The sequence below is a fragment of the Actinomycetospora atypica genome (assembly GCF_042653685.1).
Classification (GTDB): Bacteria; Actinomycetota; Actinomycetes; order Mycobacteriales; family Pseudonocardiaceae; genus Actinomycetospora; species Actinomycetospora atypica.
This window is the reverse complement of sequence record NZ_JBHSIV010000005.1, coordinates 12442-28501: the sequence shown is the minus strand read 5'-3', so window position 1 is coordinate 28501 and position 16060 is coordinate 12442. Positions and strand designations below refer to the sequence as shown.

The 16060-nt window shown below is 75.7% G+C and carries 18 protein-coding genes; 13 read left to right on the top strand and 5 right to left on the bottom strand.

Annotated elements, in window-relative coordinates; genetic code table 11:
* Positions 1-12: 12 nt before the first annotated feature.
* Positions 13-828 carry an alpha/beta fold hydrolase gene (locus tag ACFPBZ_RS06030; protein WP_378035110.1) on the top strand — a complete coding sequence of 272 codons (816 nt, stop codon included), beginning with the start codon at positions 13-15 and terminating at the stop codon, positions 826-828.
* On the opposite strand, the gene ACFPBZ_RS06025 is transcribed toward ACFPBZ_RS06030, so the two are convergent.
* Positions 825-1610, bottom strand: coding sequence for an NAD-dependent epimerase/dehydratase family protein (locus tag ACFPBZ_RS06025; RefSeq protein ID WP_378035109.1), 786 nt, complete (start codon positions 1608-1610; stop codon positions 825-827). The two genes, ACFPBZ_RS06030 and ACFPBZ_RS06025, sit on opposite strands and share 4 nt — an antisense overlap.
* A gap of 181 nt (positions 1611-1791) precedes the next feature.
* Here ACFPBZ_RS06025 and ACFPBZ_RS06020 point away from each other — a divergent pair, with 181 nt between their 5' ends.
* The 7 genes from ACFPBZ_RS06020 (at position 1792) to ACFPBZ_RS05990 (ending at position 7513) form a co-directional block, all read left to right on the top strand.
* A complete protein-coding gene (locus ACFPBZ_RS06020) occupies positions 1792-2658 on the top strand; it encodes a DUF2188 domain-containing protein (RefSeq protein WP_378035108.1) in 867 nt (288 codons plus the stop codon).
* Positions 2659-2919: 261 nt separating this feature from the next.
* On the top strand, positions 2920-3417 hold the full coding sequence (locus tag ACFPBZ_RS06015) for a hypothetical protein (RefSeq protein ID WP_378035107.1): 498 nt from the start codon (positions 2920-2922) through the stop codon (positions 3415-3417).
* Positions 3418-3899: 482 nt separating this feature from the next.
* Positions 3900-4748: a hypothetical protein gene (locus ACFPBZ_RS06010; protein WP_378035106.1), complete on the top strand. Its 849-nt coding sequence runs from the start codon at positions 3900-3902 to the stop codon at positions 4746-4748.
* Positions 4749-4809: 61 nt separating this feature from the next.
* Entirely contained in the window at positions 4810-5421 is a 612-nt protein-coding gene (locus ACFPBZ_RS06005; RefSeq protein ID WP_378035105.1) for a TIGR03086 family metal-binding protein, read from the top strand.
* Positions 5418-6170, top strand: a complete 753-nt coding sequence (locus ACFPBZ_RS06000; protein WP_378035104.1) for a DsbA family protein — start codon at positions 5418-5420, stop codon at positions 6168-6170. Before ACFPBZ_RS06005 ends, ACFPBZ_RS06000 begins: the two co-directional genes overlap by 4 nt.
* Before the next feature lie 7 nt (positions 6171-6177).
* On the top strand, positions 6178-7053 hold the full coding sequence (locus ACFPBZ_RS05995; RefSeq protein ID WP_378035103.1) for a cytochrome c biogenesis CcdA family protein: 876 nt from the start codon (positions 6178-6180) through the stop codon (positions 7051-7053).
* 67 nt (positions 7054-7120) lie between these two features.
* Positions 7121-7513 carry a hypothetical protein gene (locus ACFPBZ_RS05990; RefSeq protein ID WP_378035102.1) on the top strand — a complete coding sequence of 131 codons (393 nt, stop codon included), beginning with the start codon at positions 7121-7123 and terminating at the stop codon, positions 7511-7513.
* 7 nt (positions 7514-7520) lie between these two features.
* Here ACFPBZ_RS05990 and ACFPBZ_RS05985 read toward each other — a convergent pair whose 3' ends face one another.
* Positions 7521-7895 (bottom strand): helix-turn-helix domain-containing protein, encoded by a 375-nt coding sequence (locus ACFPBZ_RS05985; protein WP_378035101.1) that lies wholly within the window; start codon positions 7893-7895, stop codon positions 7521-7523.
* Positions 7896-8081: 186 nt separating this feature from the next.
* Here ACFPBZ_RS05985 and ACFPBZ_RS05980 point away from each other — a divergent pair, with 186 nt between their 5' ends.
* Positions 8082-8957 (top strand): mechanosensitive ion channel family protein, encoded by an 876-nt coding sequence (locus tag ACFPBZ_RS05980; protein ID WP_378035100.1) that lies wholly within the window; start codon positions 8082-8084, stop codon positions 8955-8957.
* Positions 8958-9034: 77 nt separating this feature from the next.
* On the opposite strand, the gene ACFPBZ_RS05975 is transcribed toward ACFPBZ_RS05980, so the two are convergent.
* Positions 9035-9838, bottom strand: a complete 804-nt coding sequence (locus ACFPBZ_RS05975) for an MBL fold metallo-hydrolase (protein ID WP_378035099.1) — start codon at positions 9836-9838, stop codon at positions 9035-9037.
* Between the two features lie 74 nt (positions 9839-9912).
* Here ACFPBZ_RS05975 and ACFPBZ_RS05970 point away from each other — a divergent pair, with 74 nt between their 5' ends.
* From ACFPBZ_RS05970 to ilvD, 4 genes are all read left to right on the top strand, one after another.
* The gene (locus ACFPBZ_RS05970; protein ID WP_378035098.1) at positions 9913-10350 is read left to right on the top strand and encodes a TIGR03618 family F420-dependent PPOX class oxidoreductase; all 438 of its coding nucleotides are present in this window, start codon (positions 9913-9915) and stop codon (positions 10348-10350) included.
* A complete protein-coding gene (locus ACFPBZ_RS05965; protein ID WP_378035097.1) occupies positions 10347-11378 on the top strand; it encodes a Gfo/Idh/MocA family protein in 1032 nt (343 codons plus the stop codon). The genes ACFPBZ_RS05970 and ACFPBZ_RS05965 overlap by 4 nt, the downstream gene beginning before the upstream one ends.
* Before the next feature lie 61 nt (positions 11379-11439).
* A complete protein-coding gene (locus tag ACFPBZ_RS05960; RefSeq protein ID WP_378035096.1) occupies positions 11440-11667 on the top strand; it encodes a hypothetical protein in 228 nt (75 codons plus the stop codon).
* Between the two features lie 47 nt (positions 11668-11714).
* Positions 11715-13424, top strand: a complete 1710-nt coding sequence (gene ilvD, locus ACFPBZ_RS05955) for a dihydroxy-acid dehydratase (RefSeq protein WP_378035095.1) — start codon at positions 11715-11717, stop codon at positions 13422-13424.
* A gap of 46 nt (positions 13425-13470) precedes the next feature.
* On the opposite strand, the gene ACFPBZ_RS05950 is transcribed toward ilvD, so the two are convergent.
* Together ACFPBZ_RS05950 and ACFPBZ_RS05945 are read right to left on the bottom strand one after the other, a co-directional pair.
* Positions 13471-14670: a hypothetical protein gene (locus ACFPBZ_RS05950; RefSeq protein WP_378035094.1), complete on the bottom strand. Its 1200-nt coding sequence runs from the start codon at positions 14668-14670 to the stop codon at positions 13471-13473.
* Positions 14671-14883: 213 nt separating this feature from the next.
* Complete coding sequence (locus tag ACFPBZ_RS05945) at positions 14884-16056, bottom strand: MFS transporter (RefSeq protein WP_378035093.1); 1173 nt, start codon at positions 16054-16056, stop codon at positions 14884-14886.
* Between the last annotated feature and the right edge of the window lie 4 nt (positions 16057-16060).

The following is a 16060-nucleotide window of genomic DNA, read 5'->3' as shown; positions in this document are numbered from 1 at the left end:
AGAGGAGCACCCGTGCCCCAGGTTTCCGTCCGCACCGGCGTCACCCTGAACTACGAGATCACCGGTGACGGCGAGCCGTTGCTGCTCGCCATGGGGACCTCCGGGTCCCTCGGGCTGTGGGCCGAGATGGCCCCCCGCCTCGCGCAGACCCACCAGGTGATCGCCTTCGACAACCGCGGCCTCGGCGGCAGCGACCGCGGGGACGGGGCGATCACCGTCGCCTCGCTGGCCGAGGACGCCTCCGCCCTGCTGGAGGCCCTGCAGATCCCGAGGGCCCACGTGGTCGGGTGGTCGCTCGGGTCGGCGATGGCGCAGGAGATGGCGCTCGCGCACCCCGACCAGGTGGCCACCGCCGTCATGTACGGCACGTGGGGCCGCAGTGACGGGTTCCAGCGGGCCGTGCTCACCGCGCTCAGGACGCCCTACGTCCACCGCGACATGGACGCCGCGCTCGGCTCGGCCGGCATCGCGTTCTCCCCGCAGCTGCTCGACCACCCCGACTTCGCCTCGATGCTCGAGCCGATGCTCCCGTTCTTCCCGCAGGACGAGGCGCAGATGCAGGTGACCGTCGAGCAGTGGGACGCCGACCTCGCGCACGACACGCTCGACCGCCTCCCCTCGATCACCGCCCCGACGCTCGTCGTGGTCGGCGAGCAGGACCTGCTGACCCCGCCGTGGCAGGCGAAGAAGGTGGCCGACGCGATCCCCGGTGCCCGCTACGAGCTCGTCACCGGGCCCGGGTCGAGCCACGGGATGCACGTCGAGCGTCCCGACGACGTGCACAAGATCGTCGCCGGGTTCCTCGAGGAGCACCCGATCGGGCGCTAGATCCCCGGCTCGTCGTACCGGGGGCCGCAGAAGCCGCCCCCGACGAACGCGTCGGTCCACGGATCGGTGGGCAGGTCCCGGTCGGCGAAGACCTCGGCGTCGTCGCCCGACCGGTACCCCAGCTCGGCGGCGGCGGTCAGCGACCACCGCCGCCGGGTGTTGTCCGAGACGCCCCACACCACGCGGAACCCGGGCGCCCGGACGGTGACGGCCGCGTCGACGAGCCGCGCGACGTCGTCGGGCGAGAGCCACGTCGCGAGCGCCCGGGCGTCCGGCGGCTCCTCGAAGCAGGTCCCGATGCGCAGGCAGACCACGTCGAGCCCGTACCGGTCGTGGTAGAGGCTGCCCAGCGCCTCGCCGGTCACCTTGGAGACGCCGTAGAGAGTGTCCGGGCGCGGCGGCAGGTCGTCGGGCACCGGATCGACCGCGGGGTGGAACCCGACGGCGTGGTTGCTGCTGGCGAAGACCACGCGCGGGACGCCGGCGCGCCGGGCCGCCTCGAGCACGGTGAACGTGCCGCCGATGTTGACCTCGAGGATCTCGCTCCACGCCGCCTCGCCGCTGATCCCGCCGAGGTGCACCACGGCAGCGGCGCCCCGGCACGCCTCCGTGAGGGCGTCGAGGTCGGTCACCGACGCCGTCACCACCTCCTCGCGGTCGGTCGGGTCGTCGATCGCGACGACGTCGAGCAGGCGCAGCGTGCGGTCGGCGCGGACCAGGCGGGGGCGGAGCATGCCGCCGATCCGCCCGGCGGCACCGGTGACGAGCAGGGTCTCGGCCATGGTCGACATGGTGCCGGGCCCGCTGTGGCACCGCCCACACGGTCGTGAGGACGGACGCCTCGACTGCGTCGAACGGGTGGATCGCCCCGCGGCGTCCGTGCGGGATCTCCGCGCGCCCCGGGGTGAGGAGACCACTCGACACCACGGGAGGCAGACCATGTCCGATCGACACGTACGAGCGGTGGATGACGGCTGGGCGGTCGAGAAGACCGACGCGAGCCGGGCGAGCGCGGTGCTCGCCGTGCAGCCCGAGGCGATCGCGCGCGCCGTGGAGATCGTCGCGAACGACGGCGGCGGCGACGTGATCGTCCACGACCGCGACGGGAAGGTCGTCGAGCGCCGCAGCGTCGGGCGCGACGCCGACGACGCCGCCGCGATCGCCACCGAGCTCGCGACGGCGGTGACGGGGAAGAAGTCGAAGGAGGCCGCTCGCGCCGCCAAGCAGGCCGCGAAGGAGGACGCCGCCGAGATCTCCGCCGACGCGCGGACCGTCGCGACGAGGACGAAGGAGCAGGCCGAGGCCGGCGCCGAGCGCGTGCAGGCCACGGCCGCAGCGGCGAAGGACGGCGTCGGGCGCCAGATCGACGAGGTCCGCTCCGGCGACAAGTCGCTCCGCGCCGCGGCGGAGGACGCCACGACGATCGCCCGCACCACCGGGGCGCAGATCGTCGACCAGGCCGACCGCACCGGCCGCCGGCTCGCGGACGAGGCCCGCGGGTTGGGCCGTCGCACCGCGGACGTCGTCGACGAGCGCGCCGACCAGGCCGCGGACCAGCTCGCCGACGTCACCGACCGCGCCGCCCGCGAGGGTGCCCGCGCGCAACGGGAGCTCGACTCGGTCGCGTCGCGCACCGGCAACGCCATCCACGCCGCGACCGAGGCCGCCGCGAGCCCGCTCGACCGCGTGGCCCTGGCGCTGAACCCGGTCCGGGTCACCGGACGGCTGGTCGGGGCCCTCGCCACCGGCGGGCTGCGGCTCGTCGGCCTCGGCGCCGCCCGCGGCGCCGAGCAGGCCGACAGCGGCGCCCGCCGCCTCGCCGGACGCTGACCGCTCCCCGGCGCCCGTGACCGCCGGTCGCGGGCGCCGGGAGAGGTGCATCCGAGCGGACATCGATGGCTCGTTCACACTTTGCGTAAGCACATCTTTGCTTGTAGCCCGAACGGGTGGCGCGCCCCGCGAGGGCAACAGCCGTTGCCCCGGCACCTGTACAACGGTGAGTAGTTCGATGGTGCGCAACCAGATCGCTCCACGTCTACCGGCGCGTCGCGCCGAGCGTCCCGGCCGACTGCCGGAGGACCAGGAGCACCGATGGCCACCCTGACCGCACGCATCGACCTCCCCGTCGGCGAGCACACCGTCCGCGACGCGCGATCCTTCGCCTTCCTCACCGCCCAGGCCTGGGAGCCCGACGTCTCGACCGAGGACCTCGTGCTGCTCGTCGACGAGCTCGCCGCCGCGCTGGTGCGGCGCGCCGAGGGCGAGAACGGCCTCGTCCTCGAGCTCAGCGCCGCCGAGCACGGCCTGCGGGTCTCTCTGTGCGACGGGGCGGCGGCCCGCTCCGCCGCGGCGGCGGTCCTGCGCGGCGCCACCGCGCTCGTCGGGCTGCTCGTCACCGCGGCCGATCGCTGGGGCGACGAGCCCTACCAGGACGGCTACTGCCTGTGGTTCGACCTCGGTCCGGTCCGCCCCGCCACCCCGCTGGACACCCCGACGGACCCGGACGACGAGGACCCCGACGTCGCCGTCGAGGCATTGCTGCGATCCCGCCGGGCGCTGCCGCCGGAGGAGGACCTCCCCCCGCGGTAGGCGCGGCCCGAGAGCCAGCTCACTGCCGATCCGGCGTGACGACCCGGCGCCGGGCACTGTCGGACGGGGAGAGTTCGACGGGCGACGGGGCCGCAGCAGTGGCGGCGCCGGGTCCGTCGGGACGAGGAGGACCACGATGAGCACCCCGAACCCGTCCGGACGCCGCGGCACGTCGCGTCGAGCCGGGCGCGCCCTGGTCGTCGCCGCGGTGGTCGCCGCCCTCGGCGCCGCGTGCGCCGACACCCCGCTCGTCGTCCCGCCCTCGTCGTCACCCGGGGCCTCCGCCGCGCCCTCCGCGCCTCCCGGCGCACCGGCACCGGCACCGGCACCGCCCCACCCCGGCCCCGGCTCCCCCGCCGCCGCCCGCGACCGCGCAGCCCGCGAACTCCCCGGAGGCCACCGCCGCGCCGGCCGGACGGGTCGTCGAGCTGGGCACCGGCTCCGCCACCACCCTGACGGTCTCCCCCGCCGACCAGCGGGCCGTGGTCACGCTGACCCGCGACGACGCCACCACGGTGGTGCAGGTCGACCCCGACACCGCCGCGGTCGCCTCCCGCGAGACGGTCACCGGCGCCCCGCGGGCCGCCGCGGGGAGCGCGGACGGCTCCGGACTGGTCCTCGCCGACCCCGCCGGCGGGCTGACCGGCCTCACCCTGCCCGCCGGCACCACGACCACCGCCCCCACCGGAGCACCCTCCGGGCCGCAGGCCCTCGCGGCCGGCCCGGCCGGCGAGCTGCTGGTCGCCGCCACCGGGGCCTCCGGCGACGCGCGACGCCAGGCCGCGGGCGCCTCCGTCGACGGCTCGCTGAGCGTGCTGCGCGACGGCCGCCTCGCGGGCCGCGTCGGCGGGCTCGGCCGCCCCGTGGCCCTGGCCGTCGCCGGCGACCGCGTCGCGGTGCTCGACACCGCCCGCAACGTCGTGCACCTCGTCGACCTCGCCACCCTGCGCACCACCGCCGACCTCCCGGCCGGCGACGGCCCCACCGCCCTGGCGATCGACCGCCACGGCCGCCTCGCGATCACCGACACCCGCGCCGGGGTCATCCGTCGCTACGACCTCGTGGGCGACGCCCCCGCCCCGCTCGCACCGATCACCCTCGGCGGCCAGACGGCCCCCTACGGCACGGCCTACGACGCGGTGACCGACCGGCTCTGGGTCACCCTCACCGGGACGAACCGGCTCGTCGCGATCGACCTGGGCTCGGCCGACCAGCCGCGGGTGGTGCTCGACCTCCCGACCGTCACCCAGCCCGACCTGCTCGCCCTCGGTCAGGGCCGGGCCTACGTCGCGAGCCCCCGGACGGGTCAGGTGCAGGTCACCCTGGCCTGAGTGTCGAGGACGGGGGGCCAGGATCGACGTCCCGGTGAACCGACACCCCCGGAGGCCCCCCATGACCGACCTGTCCCCCGCCGACGAGTACCGCGAGATCGCCGGCCGCTTCACCGGCCTCGTCGAGGGCGTTCCCGACGATGCCGCGTGGCGGCTCCCCTCCCCCGTGCCGGCGTGGACGGCCCGCGACGTCGTCGGCCACCTCGTCGGCTGGTTCCCCGCGTTCCTGGAGGGCGGGACCGGAATCTCGCTGCCCCGGGGCCCCGCCGTCGAGGACGACCCGGTGGCCGCGTGGCGCACGATGAGCGACGGCGTGCAGGCCCTGCTGGACGACCCCGCGTCCGTCCGCCGGGTGCTGACCAACCCGTACCTCGGCGAGGTGGCGCTCCCGGACGCCGTCTCACGGTTCTTCACCGCCGACGTCTTCATGCACACCTGGGACCTCGCCCGCGCCACCGGACAGGACGACACCCTCGACCCGCAGCGGTGCGCCGTGATGCTCGAGGGGATGCTGCCGCTCGACGAGATGCTTCGCGCGAGCGGCCAGTACGGCCCGCGCGTCCCGGTGTCCGACGACGCCGACGTGCAGACCCGGCTCGTCGCCTTCATCGGCCGCGACCCCGCGTTCCAGGCCGAGCGGGCGGCCCCCGGAGGTGCGAACCTCGGGACATGAGCTCCCCCTCGTCGGTCGACGACCCGGCCCCGGCCCCGGCCCGACGGACGGTGCGGCTGCTCGTCGGCGCGGGGATCGCGCTGCTCGTGCTCGCCGTGCTGGCCGTCGTCACCGTGGTGTCGGGGACCGGCGGGTCGGGCCCGGGCGCGCCGGTCGCGGGGCCGGCGCCCACCTCCTCCGACCCGGTCGCGGCCGCGCGCCTGGCCGTCCCGCGGCGCCAGGCCGGCGACCCGCTGGCCCTCGGCCGGGTCGACGCGCCCGTCGTGATGGCCGAGTGGGGCGACTTCCAGTGCCCGTTCTGCAAGCTCTACGCGGGGCAGACCGAGCCCGCGCTGGTGCGCCAGTACGTCGACTCCGGTCAAGTCCGGATCGAGTGGCACGACTACGCCTACCTCGGCCCGGAGTCGGTCCTCGGGGCCCGCGCCGCGCGGGCGGCCGGGCGCCAGGACCGGTTCTGGCCGTTCCACGACGCCCTCTACGCCGAGCAGCCCGCCGAGAACCGCGGCGAGGTCACCGAGGGGTCGCTGACCGCGCTCGCCGGGCGCCTGGGGCTCGACGTGCCCCGCTTCCGGCAGGACCTCGCCGACCCGGCCATCGCCGACGCGGTGGCGGCCGACCAGGAGCTCGGGTCCCGGCTGGGCGTGGGCGGCGTGCCGAGCTTCGTGATCGGCGAGCAGCTGATCTTCGGGGCGCAGCCGGCCGCGACGTTCCGGCAGGCCCTCGACGCGACCCTCGCGCGGACCCGTTGACGCTCCCGTGCTGACCATCGGCTACGCCGCCGCGTTCGCCGGCGGGGTGCTGGCCCTGCTCAGCCCGTGCAGTGCGCTGCTGCTCCCCTCGTTCTTCGCCTACGCGTTCTCCGGGCGCACCGAGCTCGTGGCGCGGACCGCGGTCTTCCTCCTCGGCCTCGCCGCCGTCCTCGTCCCGCTCGGCGCGGGCTCCGGGGCGCTGGCGTCGCTGCTCACCCGGCACCGCGAGGTCGTCGTGACCGCCGGCGGGATCGTGATCGTCGTGCTCGGGGTGGTGCAGATCCTCGGCGGCGGGTGGGCGCTGGAGTCGGCGGCCCGGTTCGGAGGCCGCATGGCCCGGCGCGGCACGTGGTTCGCGACCCTCGGACTCGGCGCGGCCTACGGGCTGGCCGGGTTCTGCTCCGGCCCGATCCTCGGCGCGGTGCTCACCGTGGCCGCGGCGTCGGGCCAGGCGCTGCGCGGCGCCGCCCTGCTGGGGGTCTACGCCCTGGGCATGGCCGCGCCGCTGTTCCTGCTCGCCCTGGCGTGGCAGCGCTTCGACCTCGGGAACCGGCGCTGGCTGCGCGGGCGCCATTACCGGCTCGGGCCGTGGCGGCTGCACACCACCTCGACGATCTCCGGGCTGCTGTTCGTCGTCATCGGCGTCGTCTTCGTGGTCTTCGACGGGACCGCGAGGCTCACCGGCGCCGATCCGGCCACCGCGGCGGCCGCCGAGAACGCCGTGGCGGCGGTCGGCCGCTCGGTGCCCGACCTCGTGGGCCTGGCGGTCGCGGCCCTCGTCGTCCTGGCGGTCGTCGGGTGGAGCCTGCGGCGCCCGCGTCCCGACGACCGCGAGGCGTCCCGTCCCGACGACGCCACCGTGCCCGAGGGCGACCGGACCTGACCGCAGGTCTGGTCCTCACGCGTCCCGTGAGGAAACATCTGCCCCACGAGCGGACTCGGGGGGCGCGGTGCTGGTGCAGCGGGTGGTGGAGCTGGTGGAGGCGACGAGCTTCCCGGGGCTCGACCGCGCCCAGATCCTCGCCGCCCTCGTCGCCGTGCTGGGTGCCGCGGGTCTCGTGAGCGTCCGCGACTTCCCGCTCGGCGGGCGGCACCGGCTGGCGCTGCTGGTCGCGGAGCCGTTGCCGTGGGGCCGGTCCGCGGTGGGCGTGGAGCTGGCCTGGCCGGGACCCACCGACGCCCTGCTCGGGCGCCTGAGCCGCGACGCGGAGCACCCGGCGGTCGACGCCCTGGTGGTGGTCGGCACCTCGACCGGGCACCGGTGGGTGCCACGGCAGATCGCCGGGGTCCCGGTCCACCCCGCGACGATCCACCTCGCCCCCGACGCGTCGCTGCCCGGCTGACCCGGGGTCAGGTCCGGTCGGGGTCGCGGACCAGCACGGACGCGCGCTGGCGGGTGACCCCGAACAGCTCGGCGATCCGGCTGATGCTCATCCCGTCGGCGTGCAGGGCGCGCGCCTCGTCGCGGCGCCACCGGCTGCCGGCGCTGCCCAGGGTCTCGAGCGCCGCGCTGATCCGCTCCACGATCAGGGGGCGGTCCTCCCCCTGGACGACCTCGCTCCACCCCGCGCCGTCCCGGCGGCGGCCGCGGAGCTCCTCGGCGCGGGCCAGGACGTGGCGCAGGCTCTCGACACAGCCGGAGAGCTCCTCGACCAGGACGTCGAGGGCCGCGTCGGCGTCCCCGGGCGCCGCGTCGTCGACGGTGCGCACTGCCTCGTCGCTCACGATCGCTCCCGGCGTCCTCGGGCGCCACGGTCACCCGGCGGGGTGACGATAGCCGTGGCCCGCAACGGGGGTTGCGCCCGGCCCGGGAGCCACCGGGACGAGCGGATGCGGCATTTCGGCGGTTGACACGGGAACCGGATCGGGCATGTCGGGACGACCAAGACCTCGTTCGTACGGAGATCTCACATGCTTGCCCTTCCCACCCAGTCCGAGCCCTCCGGGAGCGGCGGCGGGTTCAACATCCTGCAGAGCCTGCAGAGCGCGTTCACCACGCTGCTCAGCTACATCCCCAGCATCATCGGGGCCCTGCTCGTCCTGATCATCGGGTTCATCATCGCCCGGCTCATCCGCGCCGCGATCAGCAAGGTGCTGAACAAGATGCGCGTCGACGAGAAGCTGACGCACGGGTCGGGTGGCGAGTACGTCGCGCGCTTCTCGCCGCAGGGCAAGCCCTCCCAGCTCGTCGGGCTGGTCGTGCAGTACGTCCTGATGGTGTTCGTCGTCGTCTCCGCGGTCGGCACGCTGAACATCCCCGCGGTCACCGGCTTCATGAACCAGGTGCTCTCCTACCTGCCGAACGTCATCGCGGCGCTGCTGATCTTCCTGGTCGCCGCCGCCGTGGCCGCCGCCGTGGGCGGGCTCGTGCACCGCACCATGGGTGACACCCCCACCGGCCGCGTCGCCCGCTCCGCCGCGCCGACGCTGGTCATGGCCATCGCCGTCTTCATGATCCTCAACCAGCTCGGCATCGCCGAGGTCATCGTCAACGCCACCTTCATCGCCCTCATCGGTGCGGTGTCGCTGGGTTCGGCGCTGGCGTTCGGGCTCGGTGGCCGCGACGCCGCCGCCGACCTGATCAACTCCGGCTACCGCAAGGCCCAGGAGCAGTCCGACCAGGTCCGCGCCGACCTGCAGACCGGCTACCAGCGCGGCCAGGCCGACGCGCAGCACTACGCGCAGACCCAGCAGTCGGGCCACGTCGGCAACGGCAACACCGGCGCCACGCCGGTCGCCGGCGACCCGCAGGCCCAGACGGTGGCCATGACGCCCCGCAGCGAGTAACCAGCACGATCATCGACGAAGGGCGGGCGCCGCAATCGCGGCGCCCGCCCTTTCTCGTGCCCGGGGCGAGGACGTGCCTAGAGCGGGATCGTGTCGCCCCGGTCGACGAGATCGACGCGGTCGGCCCAGCCGTGGCGCTCCACCTCCGCGACGAAGTCCGCCAGCGGCGACTTGAAGACGGTGTAGTCGTCGTAGTGCACCGGGGTGGCCCGCCGCGGCGACACGATCTCCAGGGCCTGCATCCCCTGGCGGGCGTCCATCGTCACGACGAGGCCGCCGGGCAGCGTGGTGCCGCCGAGGTGCAGCACGGCGCGGTCGATCTCGCCGACCCGGTCGCGGATGTCGGCCAGCCCGTCGAACACCAGGGTGTCCCCGGAGACGTAGACCCGGCGCAGCAGGGTGCCGTCGGCCTCGGTGAACTCGAGCAGGCTGCCCATCACCGGCGGCAGCAGCCGGCCGAGCGGCCGCGGCGCGTGGCGGCCCGGCAGCGCCGTGACCCGCAGCGTCACGCCGTCGGGCCCGGCGACGGTGTGCGACTCCCAGGTGTCCAGCCCGACCGCCCGCGGGAAGCCGTGGCGCGACTGCAGGCGCTTCGAGGCGTGCCGGGTGGTGACGATCGGGGTGGTGCCCGGCAGCCGGCGCCGCGTCTCGCGGTCCCAGTGGTCGCCGTGCAGGTGGGACAGCACCACCACGTCGACGGGCGCGAGCTCCTCGGGGGTCCAGTAGGGCTCGGTGAGCCGCCGCGAGGTCAGGCCGTGGCCGAGATAGGCGTGCTGGCCGCGGTGCAGGAAGTTCGGGTCGGTCAGCACGCGCATCCCGCCGCAGCGGAGCAGCACCGTGGCCGTCCCGACGAACGACAGGGTCGGATCGGATCCGGTCACGGGTCCTCCTCAGGGCTCGAAGGAGCGCGGGTGCCCGACCACCCCCGGTGCCGACACGCGGCAGACTGACGCCCATGGAGCTCTCGGACCTCTCCGCGCTGAGCAGCGCCGAGCACGGCCTCGTCGTGGTGGCCACCGCCCGCGCCGACGGCTCGATCCAGTCGTCGGTGGTCAACGCCGGCGTGCTCGCGCACCCCGTGACCGGCGCCGACGTCCTCGGCTTCGTCACCTACGGCCGCGCGAAGCTCGGCAACCTGCGCCGCCGCCCGTGGACGACGATCACCGCGCGCTCGGGATGGCAGTGGGCCACCGCGGAGGGCCGGGTGGAGATCAGCGGGCCCGACGATCCCCTCGAGGGCGTTCCCGACGAGGCCGTCCCCGGTCTCCTGCGCGCGGTGTTCACGGCGGCGGGCGGCACGCACGACGACTGGGACGCCTTCGACGCCACCATGGTCGCCGACCGCCGCGCCGCGGTGCTCGTCACGCCCGAGCGGCTGTACTCGAACCGGTGACGACCGCGCCACCCCTGCGCTGGGGGCTCGTCGGCGCCAGCGACATCGCGGCCACGGGGATGGTCCCGGCGATGCGCCGTGTCGGGCACGAGGTGACGGCCGTGCTGAGCGGCTCGGCGTCGTGGGCGCGGGAGTACGCGGACCGGGTCGGGGCGCGCGCGGGCCTCGCCGACCCCGACGCGTTCCTCGCCCGCGACGACGTCGACGCCGTCTACGTGTCCTCCACCAACGACCGCCACCACGACCAGGTCCTCGCCGCGGCCGCCGCGGGGAAGCACGTCCTGTGCGAGAAGCCGCTCGCGCTGACCCTCGACGAGTGCGCCGCGATGACCGCCGCGTGCGCCCGGGCGGGGGTCGTCCTCGCGGTGAACCACCACCTGCCCGCCGCGAGCACGCACCGCGCGATCCGGGACCTCGTCGCGGGCGGGGCGGTCGGGCGGCCGCTCGCGGTCGCGGTCACGCACGCGACGCTGCTGCCCGGGCGCCTGCGCGACTGGCGGCTCGGCGACGCTCCCGGGGCGGGCGCGGTGATGGACCTGACCGTCCACGACGCGTCGGTGGTCAACGCCCTGCTGGGCACCACCGCGGTCGAGGCCACGGCGCTCGTCGGGAACCAGGGGCCGTGGGCGGCGGGCCGCGAGGACGTCGCGATGGCGGTCCTGCGCCACCCCGGCGAGGTGCTGGTCCGGACGCACGACGCGTTCACCTCGCCGTACACCCCGACGACCCTCGAGGTGCACGGCGACGAGGGCAGCATCCGGGCGGTGGGGGTGCTGACGCCCGAGCCCGAGGGCACCGTGTGGTTGACCGACGCGGGCGGCACGCGGGAGCACGAGGTGCCCGACCGGCGCCACCCCTACGACCTCACGCTCGCCGCGTTCACCGACGCCGTGCACGGGGCGGGCCGCCCGGTGGTCGACGGCACCGACGGTGCGCGGGCCCTCGCCGTCGCCCTCGCCGTGCTGGAGTCGGCGCGGACCGGGACGCGCGTACCGGTCGCGGCGGTCGTCGGGAACCGGTCGGACTGATCGGTTCGCCCGGGACGGCCCCGGGGCGCATCCTGGGGCCCCGACCGATCGGAGGTGGGCCGTGCCCGACGACGTGCCCCGGCCCGAGGACGCCCCGCAGTCCGAGCCCGACGACCGGCTGAGCGAGGCCGTCGAGGACGCGCTGGGCCCCGCGAAGCACGACTCCGTGATGGCGATCTGGCAGCAGGTCGTCCTGGGCCGGCTCGACCGCGGGCAGCCGCAGCAGGACGAGGAGACCCGCGAGGCGCTGCGGCGGCTCTACGGGCAGACCGACCCGCCCGAGGGCTGAGGGCGCTCGCCCGTGTCGCCCGGACGTGGGGCGGTTACGGTCGCCCCATGACGGAGGCCACCACCGCTGCCACCACCGGACACGATCTCAAGCCGCGCAGCCGCGACGTCACCGACGGCCTCGAGCGGGCCGCGGCGCGCGGGATGCTGCGCGCGGTCGGGATGACCGACGACGACTTCCCCAAGCCGCAGATCGGGGTGGCCTCGTCCTGGAACGAGATCACCCCCTGCAACCTCTCGCTCGACCGCCTCGCCGACGCCTCGAAGCAGGGCGTGCACGCCGCGGGCGGCTTCCCGATGGAGTTCGGGACGATCTCGGTGTCCGACGGCATCTCGATGGGCCACGAGGGGATGCACTACTCGCTGGTCTCGCGCGAGGTGATCGCCGACTCGGTGGAGACCGTCGTCCAGGCCGAGCGCCTCGACGGCACGATCCTGCTCGCGGGCTGCGACAAGTCCCTGCCCGGCATGCTCATGGCCGCCGCGCGGCTCGACCTCGCGAGCGTGTTCATCTACGCCGGCTCGATCGCCCCGGGCTACGTCGACGGCAAGGAGGTGTCGATCATCGACGCCTTCGAGGCGGTCGGGGCCTGCGCCCGCGGGCTGATCACCCGCGAGAAGGTCGACGAGATCGAGCGGGCCATCTGTCCGGGCGAGGGTGCCTGCGGCGGCATGTACACCGCGAACACCATGGCCTCGGCCGCCGAGGCGATGGGCATGTCGCTGCCCGGCTCCGCGTCGCCCCCCTCGGCCGACCGTCGCCGCGACGGGTTCGCCCGCGCCTCCGGCGAGGCCGTCGTCGGGATGCTGAGCCGCGGGCACACCACCCGCGACATCATCACCCGCGAGTCGCTGGAGAACGCGATCGCCGTGGTCATGGCGTTCGGCGGGTCCACCAACGCCGTGCTGCACCTGCTCGCCATCGCCCGCGAGGCCGAGGTCCCCCTCGACCTCGACGACTTCAACCGCATCGGCGACAAGGTCCCCCACCTCGCCGACGTCAAGCCGTTCGGTCGCTGGATGATGAACACCGTCGACCGGGTCGGCGGCGTCCCCGTCGTCATGAAGGCCCTGCTCGACGCCGGGCTGATCCACGGCGACTGCCTCACCGTCACCGGGCGCACCGTGGCCGAGAACCTCGAGGAGCTGGCGCCCGCGGGGCTCGACGGCGACGTCCTGCGGCCGCTGTCGAGCCCGATCCACCCGACGGGCGGCCTGACGATCCTGCGCGGCTCGCTCGCCCCCGAGGGCGCCGTGGTGAAGTCGGCGGGCTTCGACTCGGCGTCCTTCGAGGGCACCGCGCGGGTGTTCGACGGCGAGGCCGGCGCGATGGAGGCCGTCTCGAACGACCGGCTCAACCCCGGCGACGTCCTGGTGATCCGCCAGGAGGGCCCCCGCGGCGGGCCGGGCATGCGCGAGATGCTGGCCGTGACCGGCGCGATCAAGGGCGCGGGGCTCGGCAAGGACGTCCTGCTGCTCACCGACGGGCGCTTCTCCGGCGGCACCACCGGGCTCTGCGTCGGCCACGTGGCACCCGAGGCCGACCACGGCGGCCCGATCGCGTTCGTGCAGGAGGGCGACCGGATCCGGCTCGACCTCGCCGCCCGGACCCTCGACCTGCTGGTCGACGACGACGAGATGGCGCGCCGCCGCGAGGGCTGGACCGCTCCCCCGCCCAAGCACCGCACCGGCGTGCTCGGGAAGTACTCGCGGCTCGTCGGGTCGGCGGCCGAGGGTGCGGTGGTGGGCTTCTCCTAGGGGTGCGCTGCGCGCCCGTGAGCACTACTCCGTGCCCTGGCACGGACTACTGCTCACGGGCCTCCGGCACCTCCTCGGCCTGCGCGTTGGGCTCGTCGGCGTCGATGAGCGCGCGCCGCTGCTGCTCGCGGGTGCTGTACGCGGCCTGCCGCACGGCCTCCGGGCTCGAGAGCCCCGAGCCGAGGGCGCCCGCGACGATGCCCATGGAGCCGGCCAGCACGCCGAGGCGCAGGTAGCCGAGCACGGCGCCCGTCCAGTCGTCGCCGCCGGGCAGCATGCCCGGCGGGATGACGAGGGCGGCCGCGAGCGTGGTGATCGTGACGAGCAGCGCCGCCATGCACGCCACCCCCAGCCCGATCGTCGCCGCGGTGGCCGCGTTGAACAGCGCGGCCTCCTCGCGGTGGTGACGGGCCGCGGGCCGCGCCCAGAGCCCGTGGTCGACGATGATCCACACGGCCATCGCGCTCACCGCCAGCACGACGATGGCGGCGAGCCGGACCGGGGACAGGGCGGCGGCGAGCTCCCAGATGTTCGAGTAGAAGACGCCGAACGCGGCACCGGCGGCCGCGGCGGCGAAGGCCCGCGACAGCGACGGCACGAGGCGCCACGGCCGGTTCGCCCGGACCAGGCCGCCGAGCAGCCGCAGCGTGCCGCGCGTGCCCTGCAGCGCGAGGTGGGAGTCGATGCCCTCCTCCTCCGAGGCCACGCGGGCCACCGGCGGGGCGAAGTGCCGGGCAGCCGTCCGGGCGGGCACCGGCTCGACGCCGCGGCGGGCCAGCAGCCCGTCGGCGACGAGGTCGACGACCGCGCGCCGCAGCCGGCGGCGCAGCGCCACCGCGCCGAGGGCGGGCAGGGAGACGAGCCCGACGCCCTCGTCGGACCCGAAGTCCGACACCAGCGGCTGCGTGCCCGTGCACCGCGGCAGGTCGGTGACCAGGACGACGACGTCCCAGCCGTGCTCGCGGCGCAGCCGGGCGCCGCTGCGCAGCATCGGCAGCAGCCCCTCGGAGTCGAGGCCCACCGGGCCCTGCGCGGTCTCGATCCGCCAGCGGTGCCCGGCGGCGACGGCGTCGAGGTGCTCGGGGAGGTCGAGGGCGACCCGGGCGGCGAGGTCGCTCGCGAGCCCGGGATCGGCGAGGAGTCCGACGACGATCTCGTCGGGCTCGGAGTGGTCGGTGTGCCCGTCGTCCCCGGCCGACTGGGGCGGGGAGGCGCGGGCGGTCGTCGGGGGGTCGATCGTGGTCATGCGTGGTGCTCCGTGACGACGCGCCGAACCACCACGCCCTCGGGCGCGGTGGGTCGGGACTGCTCGGGGAAGGGCCCGCGTCGGTCTGCACGGGCGGGCGGGACCGGCCGGACCCCGCCGCCGGAGTCGTCGCCCTCGCAGGCGCCGGCACTCCGTGGGCGTCGGGTGCCCGGCGGCCCCGGTCCGCACACGTCCGGCCGGGGCCGGCCGTCGTCAGGAAGGCTGCAGCACCCGACGGGCCCGGTGCGCGAGGAGCATGCGGCGCCCGAGCAGGGCGCAGCCGCCGGCCAGGACCATCGCGGCGGCGGCGAACAGCCAGGCGGCCGCGAACGAGACGGTCCCGGCGGTGAAGCCGAACCCGATGGGGCCGAGGAAGCCGCCGGCGTATACCCCGACCTGCACGATCGAGGTGGCGGCGGCCGGCGCCTCCGGGTTCAGCCGCACCACGGCGAACTGCAGCAGCCCGGGCCACGACCACCCCAGCCCGAACCCGAGCACCACCCCGACGACGAGCGCCACCGGTCCGGGCAGGGCCAGCAGCACCAGGCCGACCGCCCCGGCGAGCATGCAGCCCGCGACGACGGCGATGTGCCCGCCGGTCCGGCGGTCGGCCGCCCACCCGAGCAGGACACGTACGACGAGGCCGATGACGCTGCCCATCGTCAGCACCAGGCCCGCGACCCCGGGCGAGACACCGCCGTCGACCGCCGAGGCGACGAGGAAGATGCCGAGCCCGGTCGCGGCGCCGGCGCCGAGTCCCGCCGCCACGCCGATGACCGCGAGGGCGGCGGTGGCACGGTCGGTGTCGCCGCCCGGCTCGCCGTCCCGGGCCGCCGAACCGCGCGGGGCGCCGGCGAGGGCGGCGAGCGCGAGGACCGCGGCGCAGACGTAGGACCAGCGCCAGCCGACGGTGAGGGCGAGGCCGGGGACGGCCAGCCCGGCGAGCAGCGTCGCGAGCGGCACCGAGGCCTGCTTCACGCCGAACGACAGCCCGAGCCGGCGGGCCGGCATCGAGCGGGCCAGCGTGAGGTTCGAGGACAGCTGGCCCATGACGTTGCACCAGGCCGAGCACAGCAGGATCACCGTGAGCGTCGTCAAGGACCGGGCCAGCACGGCCGTGAGCAGCATCGCCACGGCCGCCCCGAGCACCGCGACCCGGCTGGTCACCCGCGACCCGAAGCGCTCGACGGCCTTCCCGACCGGCAACGACATCAGGGCCGACACCCCGAAGTAGGCCGCGACGAGCAGCCCCAGCGAGGCGGGCGAGAACCCGAGCTCGGCCCCCACCTGCACCGACGACGCCCCGAGCAGGAACACCGGGAGCACGGTCGAGGTGGTGATCGCGACGGCTCCGGCCCCGACCCGCCACGCGCTCTGCTCGCTCATCGTG

Coding starts and splice junctions, on each gene's coding strand:
- ACFPBZ_RS06025 (WP_378035109.1), bottom strand. CDS start 1,610: ATGGCCGAGACCCTGCTCGTCACCGGTGCCGCCGGGCGGATCGGCGGC.
- ACFPBZ_RS06015 (WP_378035107.1), top strand. CDS start 2,920: ATGGCCACCCTGACCGCACGCATCGACCTCCCCGTCGGCGAGCACACC.
- ACFPBZ_RS06005 (WP_378035105.1), top strand. CDS start 4,810: ATGACCGACCTGTCCCCCGCCGACGAGTACCGCGAGATCGCCGGCCGC.
- ACFPBZ_RS06000 (WP_378035104.1), top strand. CDS start 5,418: ATGAGCTCCCCCTCGTCGGTCGACGACCCGGCCCCGGCCCCGGCCCGA.
- ACFPBZ_RS05980 (WP_378035100.1), top strand. CDS start 8,082: ATGCTTGCCCTTCCCACCCAGTCCGAGCCCTCCGGGAGCGGCGGCGGG.
- ACFPBZ_RS05970 (WP_378035098.1), top strand. CDS start 9,913: ATGGAGCTCTCGGACCTCTCCGCGCTGAGCAGCGCCGAGCACGGCCTC.
- ilvD (WP_378035095.1), top strand. CDS start 11,715: ATGACGGAGGCCACCACCGCTGCCACCACCGGACACGATCTCAAGCCG.
- ACFPBZ_RS05950 (WP_378035094.1), bottom strand. CDS start 14,670: ATGACCACGATCGACCCCCCGACGACCGCCCGCGCCTCCCCGCCCCAG.
- ACFPBZ_RS05945 (WP_378035093.1), bottom strand. CDS start 16,056: ATGAGCGAGCAGAGCGCGTGGCGGGTCGGGGCCGGAGCCGTCGCGATC.